The 17,779-nt window shown below is 56.7% G+C and carries 18 protein-coding genes; 7 read left to right on the plus strand and 11 right to left on the minus strand.

The window, feature by feature from the left end:
* The 9 genes from HK23_RS02395 to HK23_RS02430 all read right to left on the minus strand — a co-directional run bounded on the left by HK23_RS02395 (position 1) and on the right by HK23_RS02430 (position 8,996).
* Positions 1-2,793, minus strand: a complete 2,793-nt coding sequence (locus HK23_RS02395; protein WP_256940024.1) for a DUF4132 domain-containing protein — start codon at positions 2,791-2,793, stop codon at positions 1-3.
* Between the two features lie 227 nt (positions 2,794-3,020).
* Positions 3,021-3,479, minus strand: coding sequence for a GNAT family N-acetyltransferase (locus tag HK23_RS02400; RefSeq protein WP_086652737.1), 459 nt, complete (start codon positions 3,477-3,479; stop codon positions 3,021-3,023).
* Between the two features lie 140 nt (positions 3,480-3,619).
* A complete protein-coding gene (gene ccmI / locus HK23_RS02405) occupies positions 3,620-4,351 on the minus strand; it encodes a c-type cytochrome biogenesis protein CcmI (protein WP_086652738.1) in 732 nt (243 codons plus the stop codon).
* Positions 4,352-4,355: 4 nt separating this feature from the next.
* Positions 4,356-4,832, minus strand: a complete 477-nt coding sequence (locus tag HK23_RS02410) for a cytochrome c-type biogenesis protein (RefSeq protein ID WP_179193773.1) — start codon at positions 4,830-4,832, stop codon at positions 4,356-4,358.
* Positions 4,826-5,401, minus strand: a complete 576-nt coding sequence (locus HK23_RS02415; RefSeq protein WP_086652740.1) for a DsbE family thiol:disulfide interchange protein — start codon at positions 5,399-5,401, stop codon at positions 4,826-4,828. Before HK23_RS02415 ends, HK23_RS02410 begins: the two co-directional genes overlap by 7 nt.
* The gene (locus HK23_RS02420; RefSeq protein ID WP_043552192.1) at positions 5,398-7,383 is read right to left on the minus strand and encodes a heme lyase CcmF/NrfE family subunit; all 1,986 of its coding nucleotides are present in this window, start codon (positions 7,381-7,383) and stop codon (positions 5,398-5,400) included. Before HK23_RS02420 ends, HK23_RS02415 begins: the two co-directional genes overlap by 4 nt.
* A gap of 121 nt (positions 7,384-7,504) precedes the next feature.
* On the minus strand, positions 7,505-8,053 hold the full coding sequence (gene ccmE, locus HK23_RS02425; RefSeq protein ID WP_086652741.1) for a cytochrome c maturation protein CcmE: 549 nt from the start codon (positions 8,051-8,053) through the stop codon (positions 7,505-7,507).
* Positions 8,050-8,211, minus strand: coding sequence for a hypothetical protein (locus HK23_RS14485; RefSeq protein ID WP_179193766.1), 162 nt, complete (start codon positions 8,209-8,211; stop codon positions 8,050-8,052). Before HK23_RS14485 ends, ccmE begins: the two co-directional genes overlap by 4 nt.
* The gene (locus HK23_RS02430) at positions 8,208-8,996 is read right to left on the minus strand and encodes a heme ABC transporter permease (RefSeq protein WP_063908061.1); all 789 of its coding nucleotides are present in this window, start codon (positions 8,994-8,996) and stop codon (positions 8,208-8,210) included. Before HK23_RS02430 ends, HK23_RS14485 begins: the two co-directional genes overlap by 4 nt.
* A gap of 169 nt (positions 8,997-9,165) precedes the next feature.
* Between HK23_RS02430 and HK23_RS02435 the strand changes: the two genes are divergently transcribed.
* Positions 9,166-9,459: a YciI family protein gene (locus tag HK23_RS02435; RefSeq protein ID WP_063908062.1), complete on the plus strand. Its 294-nt coding sequence runs from the start codon at positions 9,166-9,168 to the stop codon at positions 9,457-9,459.
* A 2-nt stretch (positions 9,460-9,461) separates the two neighbouring features.
* Positions 9,462-9,878, plus strand: a complete 417-nt coding sequence (locus HK23_RS02440) for an EVE domain-containing protein (RefSeq protein WP_086652742.1) — start codon at positions 9,462-9,464, stop codon at positions 9,876-9,878.
* A 100-nt stretch (positions 9,879-9,978) separates the two neighbouring features.
* Here the strand turns inward: HK23_RS02440 and HK23_RS02445 are convergent, their stop codons facing one another.
* Positions 9,979-10,314, minus strand: a complete 336-nt coding sequence (locus HK23_RS02445) for a protein tyrosine phosphatase family protein (RefSeq protein ID WP_086652743.1) — start codon at positions 10,312-10,314, stop codon at positions 9,979-9,981.
* Positions 10,315-10,475: 161 nt separating this feature from the next.
* On the opposite strand from HK23_RS02445, the gene HK23_RS02450 reads away from it, so the two are divergent.
* The 4 genes from HK23_RS02450 to HK23_RS02465 all read left to right on the plus strand — a co-directional run bounded on the left by HK23_RS02450 (position 10,476) and on the right by HK23_RS02465 (position 15,761).
* Positions 10,476-11,441 carry a threo-3-hydroxy-L-aspartate ammonia-lyase gene (locus HK23_RS02450; protein WP_086652744.1) on the plus strand — a complete coding sequence of 322 codons (966 nt, stop codon included), beginning with the start codon at positions 10,476-10,478 and terminating at the stop codon, positions 11,439-11,441.
* A 250-nt stretch (positions 11,442-11,691) separates the two neighbouring features.
* Positions 11,692-13,752, plus strand: coding sequence for an HAD family hydrolase (locus HK23_RS02455; protein WP_086652745.1), 2,061 nt, complete (start codon positions 11,692-11,694; stop codon positions 13,750-13,752).
* Positions 13,749-14,852, plus strand: a complete 1,104-nt coding sequence (locus HK23_RS02460; protein WP_086652746.1) for a glycosyltransferase — start codon at positions 13,749-13,751, stop codon at positions 14,850-14,852. Before HK23_RS02455 ends, HK23_RS02460 begins: the two co-directional genes overlap by 4 nt.
* Positions 14,853-14,903: 51 nt before the next feature.
* On the plus strand, positions 14,904-15,761 hold the full coding sequence (locus tag HK23_RS02465; protein WP_086652747.1) for an FkbM family methyltransferase: 858 nt from the start codon (positions 14,904-14,906) through the stop codon (positions 15,759-15,761).
* Positions 15,762-15,916: 155 nt separating this feature from the next.
* Here the strand turns inward: HK23_RS02465 and HK23_RS02470 are convergent, their stop codons facing one another.
* The gene (locus HK23_RS02470; protein WP_086652748.1) at positions 15,917-16,621 is read right to left on the minus strand and encodes a hypothetical protein; all 705 of its coding nucleotides are present in this window, start codon (positions 16,619-16,621) and stop codon (positions 15,917-15,919) included.
* A gap of 313 nt (positions 16,622-16,934) precedes the next feature.
* Here HK23_RS02470 and HK23_RS02475 point away from each other — a divergent pair, with 313 nt between their 5' ends.
* Positions 16,935-17,771 (plus strand): EcsC family protein, encoded by an 837-nt coding sequence (locus HK23_RS02475; protein WP_086652749.1) that lies wholly within the window; start codon positions 16,935-16,937, stop codon positions 17,769-17,771.
* Positions 17,772-17,779: the final 8 nt, after the last annotated feature.

Raw genomic sequence — 17,779 nt, forward strand, 5'->3', positions numbered from 1 at the left:
CTATGTTCCGGAGCCATCGAGGGCATTGAGCTGGTCCAGTATGGTCTGATCCCGGATCCGGTCATCCCGCAGCAGCATGGTGATTTTTTGCAGGATTGAGTTCAGCCGTTCATCATCATGCAACGGCTGGTAGTCAGAGAGTTTGTTTTGGGCTGCAGTCGTCTTCTTATCGGGAATGACGATCTGCCGCTGCTGCGGGATGACCATGACGTCTCCGCTGCCCAGATGGATGCGGTACTGATACCGTTTGCCTTTAACCAGAACATGCCGTTTTTCGAGCGTGACGGCGTCTCCTGCTCCGAGTTCGGGTAAGAGGCTCTCGATAATCTCTTTGCGGCTTTGGGCGAGGTTCCCAAAATGCGGCTCTGTGGAACATTGAATGTCACCCAGTCCATCGTGGCGTCGCCATTCCGCAAGGTCAGGGATGGACAAGAGCGTGTCCGGATCGAACGCGATGTTGCGGGCTGCAACGCTGACCATAAGATCAACATCGCGCATCACTTCTGAAAAGACGATGGGGTCAACGCTGCCCAGGCGCACGGGGGTTGTCGTCTCTTTCAGTTTACGGCCGCCGTCATACTGCCAGTCTCCCTCATCCTGCAGGACGCAAAACCGGATTCTGTCCGTCATGACATAGCTAAAGACCAGAGACCCGTCAGGCGTGAAGTGCTCTCCAACGCCGCCAGTCCGTAAGTCTGCATAAATGCCATGGGCGGGTATCCTGAGTGACCAGGGGGCGCTCTCACTGGAAGGCAGATGGCCTGTCAGTGTGCGGATGCGCCATTGCTTTTGCCGCCCGACTTCAACAACCTGCGCCTGACTGAGAATGCGGCGTGCGTAACGATACGAGGCTGGTGAGCTTTCCTGTTCGGCTTGCGTGATTGTGTAGGTTTCCCGCCACGCCTGACGAATGGGCTGTGTCACGTTCAGCTGTTCAAGCGTTGCGCGCCACTGCGTGATGGTTTTCTGGTCTTTTGAATGCAGGGGGTGCCAGAGGCTGAGAAGGGCTTCCGGCGGGAGAGACGGTATTTTCTTTCCATCCGGGCCGCAGAGCGTGCCGTCATCACGGATCAGGCAGGTTTTTATGGTTCCATCAGGTTCGGCAACCATCCAGATCATCCGGCGTGCCAGCCACCCAAGAACGGGGTGGCGGAGCCAGCGTTCTTCAAACGCCTTCCATGACCATGTCTGCCCTGTCAGCCAGGAGCCTTCCAGCCTTTGGCGATGAGTGGACATATCTGCTGAAAGCTGTTTGGCGTCAGACCGTGCGTTGCGTAATAGTGTTTCGCAGCCTGTCGCGTTGCGCACAGAAGCCGGAAGTTTATTGGAAACCGTCCCGTTTCTATCCTCATAATGGATTGTCGCCTGCCCGGAGCCGGTGATGCTCAGAACGACGGCAAAATCATCCGTCAAAGCCTCTTTACGTCGGTGGTGTGTATCCAGACCATAATCCTGCGCAACAAGTTCCTCTGCCTCGACCGTGGTCAGCCCCATGGCGGCAGTAGTGAGCGCAAGCGTTGCGTTGAGATGCGACAGCATGGTCGCGTGCCGTAATTTTGACCGCAGACGCACCAAACCGCGAACACCTTCAGCCGTGCCAATTTCACCAATTGTGCTCACAAGGCGGTTGAAGTCCGCGACGGCTTCATTTTGCAGTGCAGAGGCGCTGTGCTCTAGCAGCCAGTCAAGATCAGAGGGCTGTCGGGCGGCTGCGATCATCCAAAGGCAACCAGTGGCAATATGTTCCGAAACTTCAGATTCTGTCAGGGTGCATCCGTAGGGGGATGGTTTTTTCACATGTTTTGGGGTGGACGGAAATTTGGTGCGCAGAGGACCGATTTTGCCAAGGCGCATGATTCCGGAATCCTGCGGGCGACCATAACGGAAGCTGTAAGGCTGGGGGGTGTGGAGAATAATCTCGGCAGCTTTGGAGGGAGAACCCGCTTTTGTCAGCATCAGATTCAAGAGCGCGACAAAGCGCGGGAGGATGGCGGCGCGATAGAGGGGTAGAGTTCCGAGTAAGCCAAAGTACGTTCTGTGTAAGAGAGAAAATTGACGATGTTCGTGCAGAAAGCATCGTGCAAAATCCAGCTCACGCTGCCCGTTTGGTTCTGCGAGTTTTGCCAAAAACCGGGCTAAGATTTTTTGTGAGGGTCGCGGCTTGTCTGGTACCTGCCAGAACTCTAGTCGGCCATCCATGAGATCGAGCGGCGTTTCCGGACTTTCCCGGAGTGCGATCTCGCGGGCCAGCCAATAAAGACTTGGAAAGTCACGGAACGTATCGTCATAATCCTTGAGAGCCTGCTCAAACCATTTTTCGTCAGGCAAGCTTGTTCGTGAGCTTTTGAATGACCGTAAATATTCTAGCATCCCGCTTTTGGGGGCATAAAGCGGGGCTGTTGCAGATAGTCGTGATGACGTGGCGTAAAGTTTTGAGGTTGCGAAACCGAGTGTGTGACTGACTTCCTGACTTGCGTATCGGCGGAACCACTCCGGAGGGACGGGAAGAGAGCCGATATTCAGGAGATCCGTCATCATACAGGCTTCCAGCGGCATATGATTTTTGGAAATATTATCGAGTAACGGCTGCTGAGTAATGCCGTAATGATGACTGATATCCGTGCGGTACCGTTCTACCCAGGCGGTTTGTAGTCTTTCAAAAATGTTGGCGTCGATTTTGATCATTTCCGCCATCCAGCTGGTCAACTGGCGCTCAAGCCGGCCCATTTCGACTAAAACCAGTCTTGCACTTGCCAGATCGGTTTTCAGAAAATCATGCTGCATCATTGTCATTCTATCGGCCTGATGTCGGAAATTACTTTGACTGTATGAAGGTAAAGAGAACACGACAAGCCCGTTATTTTCCGGGAATGGCCACATTCGTTACGCTATTCTGTTTGACGGCTGGAACTATGAAAAGCGGGCACCAAAAATGTCTTGTAATCTAAGGTTTTTGTGCTCGGAGGGCTATTTTAATATTTAGCTTCAAATCTCAGCATGAATAAGATGATGATCTGTTTTTAGATAGTCTTATTCATGTTGAGGCCGGTCACACGAAATCCGTTTGCTTCATAGACATGTTGAGCACGGATGTTGTCGGCTGCGACGCGCAGTTTGATTTGTTTGAAACCTTGTTGGCTCAGATTTTCTTCCAGCGTTTTTAACGCTTGTTTTCCATAACCCTGCCCCTGTTGGTCGGGGAGAATATGAAAATCATAAATATAGACTGATGTGCCGGTGGGGTCAGGACGGTACCAGATATAACCGATAATTTTCCGGACTTTTACAATGCACAGAAGAGCTTCGCCTTCGGTCTGAGCACCTTGAGGAAAGCTGGTCTCTATCGTTTTCTTCGCCTGCTCCAGAGAGTCTGCAAGCGGCAAACCATAATTTTCTGAGATCTCGCGCGCGTAATCGGCTATAAAATACTCAGTATAAAGAGAAAATTCGTTTTCCTGCATGGGCCTGAACGAAATCATAAGGACTTTCCTGCTCCAGGCCCCTGTATTGATATTGCTCTGAATTTTTGAACGTTTTTCAGAATATCAGGCTAAATGAATGCGGCTTTGCATCATCATACAATGATCGCCGCTATTCCATTTCCCCGTTTAGAGCAGTCTCACGGATTATCCTGCTCATGTTCGCCCTCAGCAATGCGGGCCTGAATGGCGCCGCGCCATGGGGCATCTTTGGGGGCGGCGTCCAGCGCTTTGCGGAACAGGTCGAGTGCCTGCGGGGTCACGTGGCTGGCAGCGCGGGTCAGGGCCTCGCCGGTGCGGGCGGCAACTTCTGCGTCAAAGCCGAGGGAGAGGGCGTGGTTCCACGCCTCGGCGGCTTCCGCATAATGTTCGCGGGTCGCTTCGGCCTGTCCAAGCAGCAGGTAGCCCTGACGCAGGTTGGGGTCGCCTGCGGGGATCATGGCCAGTGTGGCTTTCAGGCGCTGGACCACGGCATCACCGCGCGTATTCTGTTCATGCTGCGCGACCAGACGCGGGCCGAGCGGCTGCGCGGGCAGGGAGGGCACACCGTTGGTCAGATAGAGGCCAACTGCTGCGAGGGGGATCAGCCCCAGTGTGCTCCATACGGCTACGGGGGGAATGGCATCGTCCGCATGGGTGGGGGCGGTGTCGGCCACCAGAATGCGGCGCTGGATTTCCAGCCGGGCAATGTCATGCTCAGCCGGGGCAATCAGGCCAATATCCAGATCGCGGTCAATTTCAGAAAGCTGGGCTTCATGCAGCGAGAGTGCCGCACTCCGTTCATCCCGCACCTGCCGCGTGCGCCGCCACAGGGGGAGGGCCGCCGGAGCCAGAGCCAGACAGCTTAACAGCACAATGGAAAGCCAGATCATGCGCTCAGTCCTTCGTCAGGTCGGCCAGACGGGCCTTTTCTTCCGCTGTCAGCGGCGGGGGGGCAGCGGGGGCCGCATTGCGGCGGCGATAGGCGAAAAATGCAGTGGTCAGTCCCAGAAGCAGGGCCAGAACCGGCATGCTCCATAGCAGCAATGTGCCAATGGAAAGCGGTGGGCTAAGGCGGATGAAGTTGCCGTAACGGTTTACCATCCAGTCCATGATCTGGCGGTTACTCTCGCCTTTAGCAACATGTTCCCGCACCACGCGGCGGAGGTCCCGTGCCAGCCCGGCGCTACTGTCCTCAATAGATTCATTCTGGCAGACCAGACAGCGGAGCTGGGAGCCAATGGTCTCGGCCCGTGCTTCTTCCTGCGGGTTGGGCAGCATTTCGGACGGGTCATCCACGGCCAGAACCAGAACCGGAGCCAGCAGCAGGGCGCAGCCCAGAAACAGGGCGGACAGGCGGCGCAGCATCATGATTTTTTCAGGCTTTCCAGCAGGGGCACCAGTGTGCCGCGGATGGTGTCCACATCAAGCGGAGCGGCGCTGTGCCAGCGGATAATGCCGCCGGGGCCGATCAGGAAAGTTTCCGGCACCCCGGAAATACCCCAGTCGATCCCCACACGGCCATCGCGGTCACTGCCCAACCGGGTGAACGGGTTGCCGGAATGCTTGAGGAACCCGGCTGCGTTCTCCGGGCGGTCCTTATAGGCAATGCCCCACATCGTCAGGTCATCTTTCAGGCCCATCAGGGTGGGCATTTCTTCAAGGCAGGGAATGCACCATGAGGCAAAGAAATTGACCAGAACCGGCTGTGTGAGTGCCCGCAGATCCTGCGCACTGAAGCCCTGACCGGGCGCCTGATCCGGCACACTGAAATCCGGCACCGGGCGATTGAGCACCGGCGCGTTGATGTCATGCGGGTTGAAGGAGCCGTGCTGCATGCCGGACAGCATCTTCCAGAAGCCCACACCCACAATCGCCGCTCCGGCCAGAGGGGCGGCCATCAGCAGCCGCCGGCGCGTCATGTTTTCAGGAGGGTTGCTCATGCTGCCGTCACCGTATTGGGGGAAGATTTGGCGCGACGTGGGGCACCCACGCGCATGCGCCGGTCGGAAAGGGAAAGCACGCCGCCAATCGCCATAATCAGCGCACCCAGCCACATCCACGGGGCCAGCGGGTTATAGTGCAGGCGCAGCACATAGGTGGGGGCGGCGTCCGTGCCGTGTTTGTCGCCCAGCACGCCATACAGGTCAGCCAGCAGATTGGTATGAATGGAGACTTCCGTCGTCGTCTGGTTCTGGCTGTTAAAGCTGCGTTTGGACGGATGCATGATGGTCACGATCTTGCCGTTATGCCGCACCTCAAGGGTTGCAACCATAGCGGAATAGTTCGGCCCCGGTTCCTGCGTCACGTTGGTCAGCGTCCAGTCATACCCGGCCAGATGCTCGGTAGTGCCAACCGGGACTTCCACAATCTTATGCTGGGCCTGAGACATGGCAGCCAGCCCCAGAATGGTCACACCCACACCCGCATGGGCAATGGCGGTGCCAAAAATGGAGCGGGGCAGCATGCGGGCACGCTGGAGGCTGCCGGAGAGCGGCATGCGGAACAGGCGCACACGCTCCGTGATATCCAGCACCGACGCCGCAATCACCCACACCGCCAGCGCGCTGCACAGGATAGGCAGAATGCCGGACATGCCGAAGGTCGCGACGGCAAAGGCCACAGCGGCCAAAATGGCGGCAATCCACAGCCGTTGCAGCACCGGCCAGAGCTGGGCGCGCTTCCACGGCAGCATGGGGCCAAAGCCCATGAAGATGAACAGCGGGATGGCCAGCGGAATGGTCGTGGCATCAAAGAATGGCTTGCCGACGGAAATGGTGCGGTCAAACAGCAGGGACATGAACGGCGGATACATGGTGCCTGTCAGCACCACGGCGCACAGGGAGCACAACAGGATGTTGTTGAGCACCAGCGCCCCTTCTCGCGAGATGGGGGCGAACAGGCCGCCCGCCGTCAGCGTAGGCGCGCGATAAGCGAACAGGGCCAGAGAGCCACCGATCACCACCGCCAGCAGGCCGAGAATAAAGATGCCGCGGGCCGGGTCATTCGCGAACGCATGCACGGAGTTCAGAATGCCGGAGCGCACAAGGAACGTGCCGGAAAGTGAGAACGAGAACGTGGCAATAGCCAGCAGAACGGTCCAGATTTTCAGGCTCTCGCGCTTTTCCACCACAATGGCGGAATGGATCAGCGCCGTGCCAGTCAGCCAGGGGATGAGGGAGGCGTTTTCCACCGGGTCCCAGAACCAGTAACCGCCCCAGCCCAGCACGTAATAGGACCACCATGACCCCAGAGCGATACCGCAGGTGAGGAAACACCATGCGGCCACCGCCCACGGGCGCACCCAACGGCCCCATGCGGCGTCCACGCGGCCTTCAATCAGGGCGGCAATGGCAAAAGCAAATGGCACCGCAAACCCGACATAGCCGGTGTAGAGAATGGGCGGATGGAAGGCGAGGCCGGGGTCCTGCAACAGCGGGTTCATGCCCTGCCCATCCATCGGGGCGGGCCAGACGCGGGCGAACGGGTCTGACGTGGTCAGACAGAACAGCTCAAACCCGGCAGCTACAGCGCCCAGAACGGCAATCACCCGTGCGCGCAGAGCGGACGGCAGGTTGCGCCCGAAAGCGGCAACGGCTGCCCCGCAGATGCCCAGAATAAGCGCCCAGAGCAAAATGGAGCCTTCATGATTGCCCCACACGCCGGTGATTTTATACAGCAGCGGTTTGGAGACCGCGCTGTTGGCCGCAATGTTCTGGACTGAGAAATCATCCGTAACAGCGGCATAGACCAGACAGAGGAAGGCCGTCAGCAACGCCAGAAGCTGCCCCACGGCCAGCCCCGGCGCGAGCATCATCACCCGTCTGTCGCGCCGTTGCGCGCCGATAAGAGGCAGAATGCCCTGCGCGGCGGCAAGGATGCAGGCGAGGGCCAGCGCATAATGTCCGAGTTCAGGGCTCAGCATGTCAGAGGGGTGTCTCCGGGTGGCGGGCTGTCAGAACAGCGTAAAAGAGACTGGCAGGGAAAGAGGCCTGCCAGACAGAGGCAAAAGGCGTAAAATTGGAAACGAGGCGTAGCACAGGGTTTTAGTTGCCAGCCGGGGCTGGGGTGGCAGGAGCATCGGCCGCAGGAAGGCCCTTTTTTGCATCCTGCACCGTCATGCTGTTCCAGCTTGCGGCACTGGGCGGCGGGCCGAAGCGCGGGTCCCATTTGCCGGACTTTTTCAGGGCTTCCGCCACTTCCTTCGGCATATAGGTTTCATCATGCTTGGCCAGTACTTCACTCGCAACAAACCCGTCCTTGTGCATGGTGCCCACGGCCACCACGCTCTGCCCCTCACGGAACAGGTCGGGCAGGATACCTTCATACCGCACGGTCACGGCGGCCTGACCATCGGTCACGTCAAAGCGGGCGATGGGGGTTTCGCCCTGCTTTTCCCGTTTGACGGAGCCAGCTACAACCATGCCGCCCAGCCGCACGGTGCGGTCCGCCGGTGGGGCGGATGCTGCGACCTGAGAAGGTGTGACAAAGAAAACGATATCTGAGGAAAACGCCTTGAGCATGAGGGCTGCGGCAGCCCCCAGGCAGGCAACGCAGGCGATAACGAGCCAGAGGCGACGTGTCTTGCGGGTCATAGAGACGAAGTGGCTCCTGTGGTGCGGTCCGATGGGCGTTCAAGAACGGCCAGCCGCATACGGGCCTTTTTGAGGCGGAGGGCCGCCCCGATGGACAAGGTCAGCGCGATGATGGCGGCCAGACCATAGCTGGCCACAATGTAGGGCAGATGTGTCATGCGGCGTCTCCTGAGGTATTGCCTGCGCGACGGCGCGGGCTGGAGAGCAGGCTGCGAATACGGCTTTCCATCACGGCGGCCCGGGTGCGGGCCAGCACAATGGCGGCAAACCCTAGTGAGAAGCCCAGTGTGGAAAGAGCCAGCGGCCACAACATGGAGGAAGACATGGTGGGCGCACCCGTCAGCGTGATGCTGTCCGGCTGATGCAGGGTGTTCCACCATTGCACACTGAACTTGATAATCGGCAGATCGACAGCGCCCGCAAGAGCGAGAATAGCCGCAGCTTTGTAGCCACGCTGCGGGTCATCAAACGCGCGGATCAGCGCGATATGGCCTAGATACAGGAAGAACAGCACCAGCACGGAAGTCAGTCGGGCGTCCCACACCCACCATGTGCCCCACATCGGCTTGCCCCACAGGGAACCGGTGGCCAGACAGAGTGCGGTAATGCAGGCTCCGACCGGGCCAATTTCCACCGCAGCCAGATCCGCCAGCGGGTGCCGCCAGACCAGTGAAAGCACGGCGCACACAGCAAGCCCGGCATAACCCGCCGAGGCCAGCATCGCAGCCGGCACATGCACATACATAATGCGGACAGAGTCTCCCTGCTGCCAGTCGGCAGGCGAGAAAAACAGCCCCCAGCCCAGCCCAACAAGGGTGAGCAACAGGGCAGGCCATGTCAGCCAGGGCTGAAGGCGTGCGCCCAGCTTGAGAAACCGGCCGGGATTGGCATACCGATGGAAGAATGTCCCGGCACGCGCGACGAGGGTCGGTGTGGCGCTCAAATGTCAGTCCGTTCCGTATCTCAACAAATCACGTGAGCTTGCAGGGGTCTGCGCGCAGGATTTTCCTGCCCAGACATGCGCTCGCGCACCTTTTACATCATTCGGGGCATCTTGACACGAGGCAGTTATTCATGGGCGTCCTGTCCCGACAACACAGCGGAGAGAAGACATGTTGTTTGCCATTATTTGCACAGATCGCCCCGGAGCCCTTGAAATACGTAAGGCTACGCGTGAGAAACATCTGGCTTTTCTGGAAAACTATAAGGAGGCGATTCAGTTCGCCGGACCTCAACTTGACGTGAACGGCGCGCCCTGCGGCAGCCTTGTGCTGCTGGATGTGCCCGATCGCGCTGCGGCGGAAGGCTTTGCAGCGGCGGACCCATATGCCGAGGTCAATCTGTTTGAAAGTGTGATTGTGCGCCCGCTGCGCACCGTGTTCCGTGATGGCGCGCTGGTGGAATAGCCATGGCCTACTGGTTGATTAAAAGCGAGCCGGATGCCTTCAGCTGGGATGAGCAGGTGGCCAATGATGTCGAACCCTGGACCGGGGTGCGCAATCATCAGGCCAAAAAGAACCTTGCGGGTATGAAGGTGGGAGACCGCGCCTTTTTCTATCATTCCAACGTGCAGCGCGCGATTGTGGGCGTGGTGGAAATTGTGCGGGAAGCCTACCCGGACCCTACCGCGGAAAGTGGCAATTGGGTGTGTGTGGACGTGAAAACCGTTGGTCCCATGCCTAATCCAGTCACGCTGGCGGATATCAAGCAGGATGAGGCGCTGACGGATCTGGCGCTGGTTCGGCAGTCCCGCCTTTCAGTGTGTCCCGTCTCTGCAGAGCACTGGCAGTATCTGTGTCGGATGGGCGGCTGGTCTGGCGACTGACGACCAGAAACCGGCGGGACATTTTTCTGTCGTTTCAATAAAAAAGGGAGCGCCCAGCTTGGGCCGCTCCCTTTATTTATGTGCTGTATGCCAGAGCGGTTCAGCCCTGTGTGGCAAGTGCCCAGAGCTGGCCAGCACGGTTGCCGGAACGACAGTAGCTGAAGATCGGGCCGGGCAGGGTGTTCAGGGATTCCTGCATGATGATCACGGCATCGGAAGACGGAGCCTGACTACCGACGACCGGAATGGAGACAAAGGACAGACCTGCCTGTTTGGCCGCTTCCCCAATGGTTTCAGCGGTCGGCTGGCCGGGGTCTTCCCCGTCCGGACGTGTGCAGATAATGGTTTTGAACCCGGCCTCTTTAATGGCGGGGATGTCGCTGACGGCAATCTGCGGGGCGACAACAAAATCGGGGGACAGGCTGCGATAGTTCATGGTCAATAAAGTCCTTTCAGACAGCATTCTGCTCACAAGCTCCCTGACCTTGTAGGCCCGGACCGATCAGGCGGAAAGAGGGGAGCGCACTGCTCTGGCTGTATGCCTGCCCTGAAATGCGGCATGGTGGGCGCATAGCGGAAGAAGAGGGGCAGCGAGATATGCAGAAAGAGCCGGATTTTTCAGATGTTGTGGCGGCATCGGTGCGCCTAAAAGGGCATGCACACCGCACGCCGGTTCTCACCTCTCGTTATCTGAATGGGCTCAGCGGGGCAGAGCTGTTCTTCAAGGCGGAAAATTTCCAGCGTGTCGGAGCCTTCAAGTTTCGGGGGGCGCTGAATGCTATTCTGGCGCTGCCCGAAGACGTGCGTCGTCGGGGCGTGGTGGCGTATTCTTCTGGGAACCATGCGCAGGGTGTGGCCTGTGCAGCGAAGCAGGCCGGGATTCCTGCTATGATTGTCATGCCGGAAGACGCCCCGGCCATGAAGCTGGCTGCCACCCGAGGCTATGGGGCGGAGGTGGTTCTGTATGATCGCTACACGCAGGACCGGCAGGCCATAGGCGGCGCATTGGCAGCGGAGCGTGGGGCGACGTTGCTCCCTCCGTTTGACCATCCGGATATCATCGCCGGGCAAGGCACCGCAGCACTGGAATTGTTTGAAGAGACCGGCCCGCTCGATGCGCTGTTTGTGCCGGTTGGCGGCGGTGGCCTTGCGTCAGGCTGCGCGCTGGTTGCTCAGGCGGTCTCGCCGGCATGCACTGTGATTGGTGTGGAGCCAGCAGCGGGGGATGATGCGCGGCAGTCTCTGGCGGCTGGCCACATCGTACAGATTGCAGTGCCAAAAACGCTGGCGGACGGAGCGCAGACGACAGCCCTCAGTCCGCTGACCTTCGGTATACTGCGCAGGCTTTTACGCGAGATCGTTACGGTCGATGATGCCACGCTGGTTGCGACCATGCGCACAGTGGCGGAGCGGATGAAAATTGTCGTGGAGCCGACGGGCTGCCTTGGTGTCGCAGCTGCTCTCGCTGCGGCTCCCACGTGGAAGGGGAAGCGTGTGGGCGTGATTATTTCCGGTGGAAATGTCGATATGGCACGGTTTTCCAGATTGATTCAGGATTATTGACAAAACGTTAAGTCTAGGATGGTCCGCAAAATGGAAAACATGGAGTGCACTACAGTTGAGCCGGACCCCGCCTTTTGCGGGGTGGGGCAGTTAGTGTTCATCATTACCTTACGCAGCTCACGGTAAGCCGTGAGAAATTTAATTTTTATCTACAATTGTATGGAAAACCCGCAATGATGTGGTTAGAAGGTCGGTGAATTAATAGCACTGGATTTCCTTGTAAGGCGCAGCGGGAAGGTAATATTTTTCTATGGAAGATTGGTATTTAAACCAGAAATGGCTTTCAAAGTTCGAAAGCCGCCTTTTTGGTGTGGATTATGTTAGTTTTGATGTGTTCGATACGGCTCTTACGAGAGTATTGGATGCTCCCGTTGATGTCTTTGCTTTGGTTGAGCAGCGCCTTACGGATCGCTATGGCGTCATGTTTGAGGGCTACGCGGAAGCTCGTGAGCGGGCTGAGCGTATTGCGCGCGAGAAAGCGGCCCGTCGGGGGCAGCGTGAGATCAGTTTTGAAGAAATTTTTGATGAAATAGAGATTTCTAATAAGGACTTCAAAACCTATCGCGATGAGCTTTCAGGTATAGAAATAGAAGTGGAGCATGAATGTTGCTTTGCTGTTCCTGAGATCAAGGCCGCGGTTTCTTCCTGTCGAGCAAAGGGGATTCCGGTTCTCTTTGTTTCTGATATGTACCTTTCGGGGGATGTTATTCATAGCTTGCTTGAAAAGGCGGGTTACGATGCTCCTGATCTGATCGTTTCTTGCGAGACTGGCTGTGCAAAATGGGACGGCTCGCAATGGGAAATTGTTGTACAGAAGCTTGGCCCAGCTTCTCGTATTCTGCATGTCGGAGATAACGCAGGGAGCGATGGTGAAACGGCTGAGAAGGCTGGATTGCAGACGCTTCTGTTCAAGCGCGCCCGTTCCAATCACCGCATGGGTGGGCGTCTGACGCCGCATGTCTTGCCTTTCTCACGGCTTCTGCGCGGAGCAATGCTTGCGCGCAAACCTGATGGAGAGGATTACGATCCGACGCAATTGCCGCTTTCTCAGGTTATGGCGACGTTGGGAGCGTCCTGGGGAGCGTTAGTTGCAGGTAGTTACGTGCGCTGGGTTGCCGAAAGAGCGCAGACTTTAGGACTTTCCCACATCTATTTCTGTGCGCGGGATGGGTGGCTTCCTCAGAGAGTCTGGTACGCGGCAGGGCTTGATAAAACGACGGGAATTGCATCAACTTATTTGCATGTTTCTCGCCGCTCACTCAACTTTGCGGCTGCATCTCTTTCTTGTAATCGCGATTACCTTAGCGAACGCGCGCTTGATACGCTCTGTAGTGTTTTTCGTAAGGAGCGTCTGCGGGATGTTCTGTCCCGAGCAGATCTTCTGAATGTTCAGCCTCTCGTAGATGAAGTTGTTCGGCACTTCGGCAGTCTGGACCGGCTGATTGGCTGGGGCGATGGTGTGGCCGAGCTAAAGGATTGCATGCAGAAGCATGCGCGGTCGATCTATCCCGTTCTGCAGGCAAAGCTTCTTAATATTGTTTCCTACCTCTGCCAGGAAGGACTGCATAAAGGCCGGGTGGGGCTTGTGGATGTTGGCTGGCACGGCAACATGCAGGTTTCGATCCGCAATGCGCTGGAAAGTGCGGGGTATGAGCCGCTGATCTATGGATTTTACGCAGGATTGTGGCCTGGAGCACAGCGCAACCGGAACCGCGCCGGCTGGATGGAAGGCGCGTTTTGGAATGATTACCAGTCTTTTGATGAAGGATATGGTCTCTATAATAATGTTGCCATTATCGAAAACATGTTTTCGGCAGCTGAAGGAACGACCCTGAGTTACGAGCAGCACGATAACCGCATGGCTCCGGTGCTCGCAAAATCAGGTTTCTCAGGCCAGCAGCATGAAGCTTTGCTTGAGCCGTTCCAGGATGGTGCTGTGAAGGTGGTTGAAGAACTCTTCTCAGGAAAGTCCTTGTACGGGGTTACCGTGGATGATCTTACGCTGGATTCAGCCGTTGCTGCGATCAATCGGCTGGGGCTTTCTCCGAATGAAAGCGAAGTGACCGCTATTGGTTCTATCCGCCATTCCGGAGATCCGAGCCACGCAACACTGACCCCGATTATTCGAGAGCTTTCAGATGACACGTCTCTGGGTGCAACTCTGCATCTGGCAGATTCGGACTGGATCATGGGTTCGGCACTTACAGCGCTCCGTCGTGCTGATAGTCCCGAACATCGTGCTCATCTGGCAGCAGATTTTCGTCGGCAGCTTGCCCATTATGATTCCCGAACTCTCGGACAATTCAAATGACTATGATTTCTTCCACGAACAGTTCCGATACATCCGCGGATGTCGCTATCATCATGCGAACAAAGGACAGGCATCTGCTGCTGCCGCGCGCGCTTGGTAGTGTCCTGCTCCAAAAATTTAGCAACTGGCACCTCTACCTCGTTAATGACGGGGGTGAGCGTGAAGCACTGGAGAAGCTGTTAGATGTTTATCGGCCCATATTTGGTGATCGGTTAACAGTTCTCCATAATGAGGAAGCGCTCGGATCAGCCGCAGCGTTAAATGTGGCTCTTGCTACCGGGGCTGAAGAATTTGTTGCCGTGCATGGGGATGGGGATTCCTGGGATCCTGCTTTTCTCATCAATACGGTGCTGTTTCTGAGTGATCCTAAAAAAGCCAGCTATCTTGGCGTTGCTACAGATTGTTACGTTATTGACGAGGTGATTGAAGAAGGGGGTGTAATCCGGGAAACGCGGCGGCACGTGTGGGCTCGGGAGAGGGGCATTACAGATTACACCAAGATGCTTTGTTCAAACACGTTCGCCCCGATCTGCTTTCTGTTTCGGCGGAGCGTGATTGCTGAGATCGGACAGTTTGATGCCAGCTTGCCAGCTCTCGGCGATTGGGACTTCAACATCCGTCTGATGGCGAAGGGTGATATAGGGCACATTTGCAAGCCCTTAGCCAATTACCATTATCTGCACGAAACCGATTGGTTTGCTGATGATAATACCGCGGCAAAAAGAGAGGCGGCCTATAAACTACAGAGCACGCTCTTACAGAATCGTCTGCTCCGGAACTTCCTGAGCAAGCAGCCTGAAGCTCTTGGTCTTTTGATGACGCTGCTTAAGCCAATCAGAGAAACGCAGGAGAGAGCCGGGCATACGCAACATTCGCTAGGTGAACTCCAGCATCATGTTCATTATCTGGATCGCCGGATTGACGAACTTCTTTCAATAAATCGTCGTCTTGCTTCACAGATGAACGTTGCTCTTTCAGAGCTGGATCAGGTTCGGACCGTGGCAAGCTGGCAGAAAAAAATGCTTCGTCCCGTTCATAAGGTATGGAGCAGTGCGTTGCCAGTTCGGCGTGTTATCGCACGACTTCGTGGGAGACCATGATTTTGCCTGAATAAGCAGGTTAGCTCAAAAAATGTAACAGAAAGAGAGACCATGCCAGAAAGTCTAAACGTAAGTATCTATGAAGATATTGAAAAGCTTGGACTTAAGGCGCCGGATATCGCTGTTCCGCATACGCCTTCCTATGGGCAGTGTGCGGAAGATATCATTGTCTGTGCGTCTCTGCGTGCTCTCGCTTTTAAAGAGCAGCTTGATCTTTCTAAAGAGTTTTATCTGGAAATAGGCGCTAACCATCCGATCGCAACAAGTGCGACATGGTTACTCCACAAAAGTCTGGGGATGCATGGGGTTCTGGTCGAGGCCAATCCCCATCTGCTGGATGATCTGAAGCGTGTAAGGCCGCATGATAATATTTTACATGCGGCCGTTATTGCGACGGACGCTTCTACGACACCCATCTTTATTTCCTCTAAAGATGAACTTAGTTCCACGAATAAAAAATTTCTTGCCGAATGGCCGGGCGAGCCCATTGTGCTTGAAGAAGACATTGTCGTGCCGGCTCTTCGAATTAATGATGTCATCATTAAGCATATGGATGGAAAAAGTCCGTTATTTTTATCAATTGATGTGGAAGGTGAAGATCTTACGATTCTTAATGATCTTGATCTCACACGTTTTCGTCCTGCCATCATCCAGATTGAGCCGTCGGATCATTTTCTTGAGAACAACAGTCGCGACATCTGTGATTTGATGCAGCGTAATACGTATGACCTGATTGCTCGAACTAATGTTAACCTGATATTTACAGATAGCGCCCGTTCACCCGTTTCACGAGAGATTGTTGCAGATCTCCATGCGACTAAAGAAGCTTTGGGTGCGGCAGAACAAGAAAATCAGCGCCTTTTAAAGCGTTTTTCTGAATTAAATAAGCATGCTTTATCCAGCTCGTAAGCTGGCTTATGGGCAGAACAAAGCACGACATGGCGCGCCAGAGACAAAGAGAAAACTGGGTCAGGCTTATATCCGCTTTTAAATATAGAGGCGGTATCGAAAAATAACCGCCTTTATGCCGGATAGCGTTCTACCTGACCCATCCTGTAAACGACTTAACGATGAATAAAATACAGATCTGAATACAGGTCTTTCAGTGCGGCCTTATTGGCCAGACAGCGGCGGACCAGATGGGCGCGGAGGTCCAGCGCGCCCTGCTGCACGATCGGGTCTTTGGAGGGGGCATCAAAGGCCGGATAGCGCTGAATGCAGGATTTCAGATCCGGGTTATTCATGTCCAGCCCGGCTTCAATCTGCTTCATGGTGGTGTCGTATTCCTGCGTGACTTCCGCATCGGAATACCATTCGCTCAGGGCGGACTGTACCTTGTTGTCACGGATCAGGTAGGTGAAGGTCAGGAACCCGTTTTCCGTCGTGCCATTAGGCAGTTTGGTGCTCAGGCGGCAGACGCGGTGGAAATACGGCGGCAGGCTGAGGTCCGGCATGGCGGTCGCACCCGTCACGCTGATCTGCATGGTCGGCTGGAAAGAGGAATCCGGCTTGTCATCCCGGTCCGGCGTCTTGCTGGATTGCAGGCTGTGGTCACGCTGCATGGCTTCGGCCAGAAGCGTGTCATACTGGTGGGAATAGCAGTAGGACGGGTCGGTCCGCGCATGTTCCAGTGCAGAATGATAGGCCCGCTGCTGCGGGGTCTGGGCGCAGGCTGTAACGGCCAGAACGGCGGCAACGGAGCCGGCGCGCAGCAGGTGCTGCCAGCGGCCGCTGCGGGCCGGGCGAGAGGAAGGCATGGTGTGCGACATGGAAAAACTCCTGTTGGCGCACGGTCTGCGCCGGGATGGTCTCACGTTCGGTTGTGTAAGATGTTCCAAAGCGCGTGACAACCGCTGCTAATGCGCGTGCCGCAGGCAACTTCTCAGCCCGTGGGGCTTTTGTGAGGGAAGGCGGTCATCGCTGTTCAGGAGATGGGAGGCATATGCCGGACGAGGGGCGGCCCGTGTCGCTTTTCAGGCGGCCTATGCTACACTCTCCTTTACAAAACAGACTTTTGCGGGCGCTTGACTGCGCCCCGGCCCGGCCTTTCACGGCGGGGCAAAGCAAGCAGAAAGGGCGCAAATGAGTACGCAGGACATGACAGGTAGCGAGATGGTGACGCTCAAGCTCAGTGGTCACGATCTGGGAGAGCTGGAACATGCTCTCGCACAGGTCGAGTCCGGCAAGGGCGTTCTGGTGCGTCTGGCGGACCTGATGGGCGGGGCTGTTGGCCACGCTACGCGGCTGGGCCTGCGCGGGCTGGGCATGGCGCCGGGTATGGAAGACAAGCTGCGTGGTCTGGCCGAAAGCGCCATTGCCCGCGCCTTTGATGTTGCCATTGTGGGGCTGCGTAGCCCCGGAGATGCTCTGGCGGAACCGCAGCCCTGGCGTGGCCCGGCGTTGCAGGCCGCTGTTGCTGTCTCCGGTGCGGTGGGTGGCTTTGCTGGCCTTGCCGGTCTGGCCCCGGATATCAGCTTTACCACGCTGACCATTATGCGTGAGATTGGCCGGATTGCGCGGGAAGAGGGCGAGGACCTGTCTGACCCGGATGCACGCCGCGCCTGTCTGGAAGTGTTCGCGCTACGCGCTTTCCCCAATGCACGAAAGGCGGAAGATAGCGAACTGGGCTACTTCTCAGCCCGTGCGCTGCTGCGTGGCCGCCCGGTTGTGATGCTGATTGCGGAGGTCGCCTCGCATTACGGTCTGGCGCTGGGGCAGAAAGTGTCTCTGCAACTCATGCCGGTGGCGGGTGCGCTGTGTGGGGCGTCTCTTAACACGGCCTTCCTCAACCATTACCGGGCACTGGCTCGGGCGCACTTCACCATCCGTCGTTTGGAGCGTGAACATGGTCCGGTGGTGCGGGATACGGCTGAAGCCCTGCGGGATCAGGTCGCAACACGCAACGGTCGGGTATCCTGAAGGTCGTG

Source organism: Acetobacter malorum, from assembly GCF_002153605.1.
Lineage (GTDB): Bacteria > Pseudomonadota > Alphaproteobacteria > Acetobacterales > Acetobacteraceae > Acetobacter > Acetobacter malorum_A.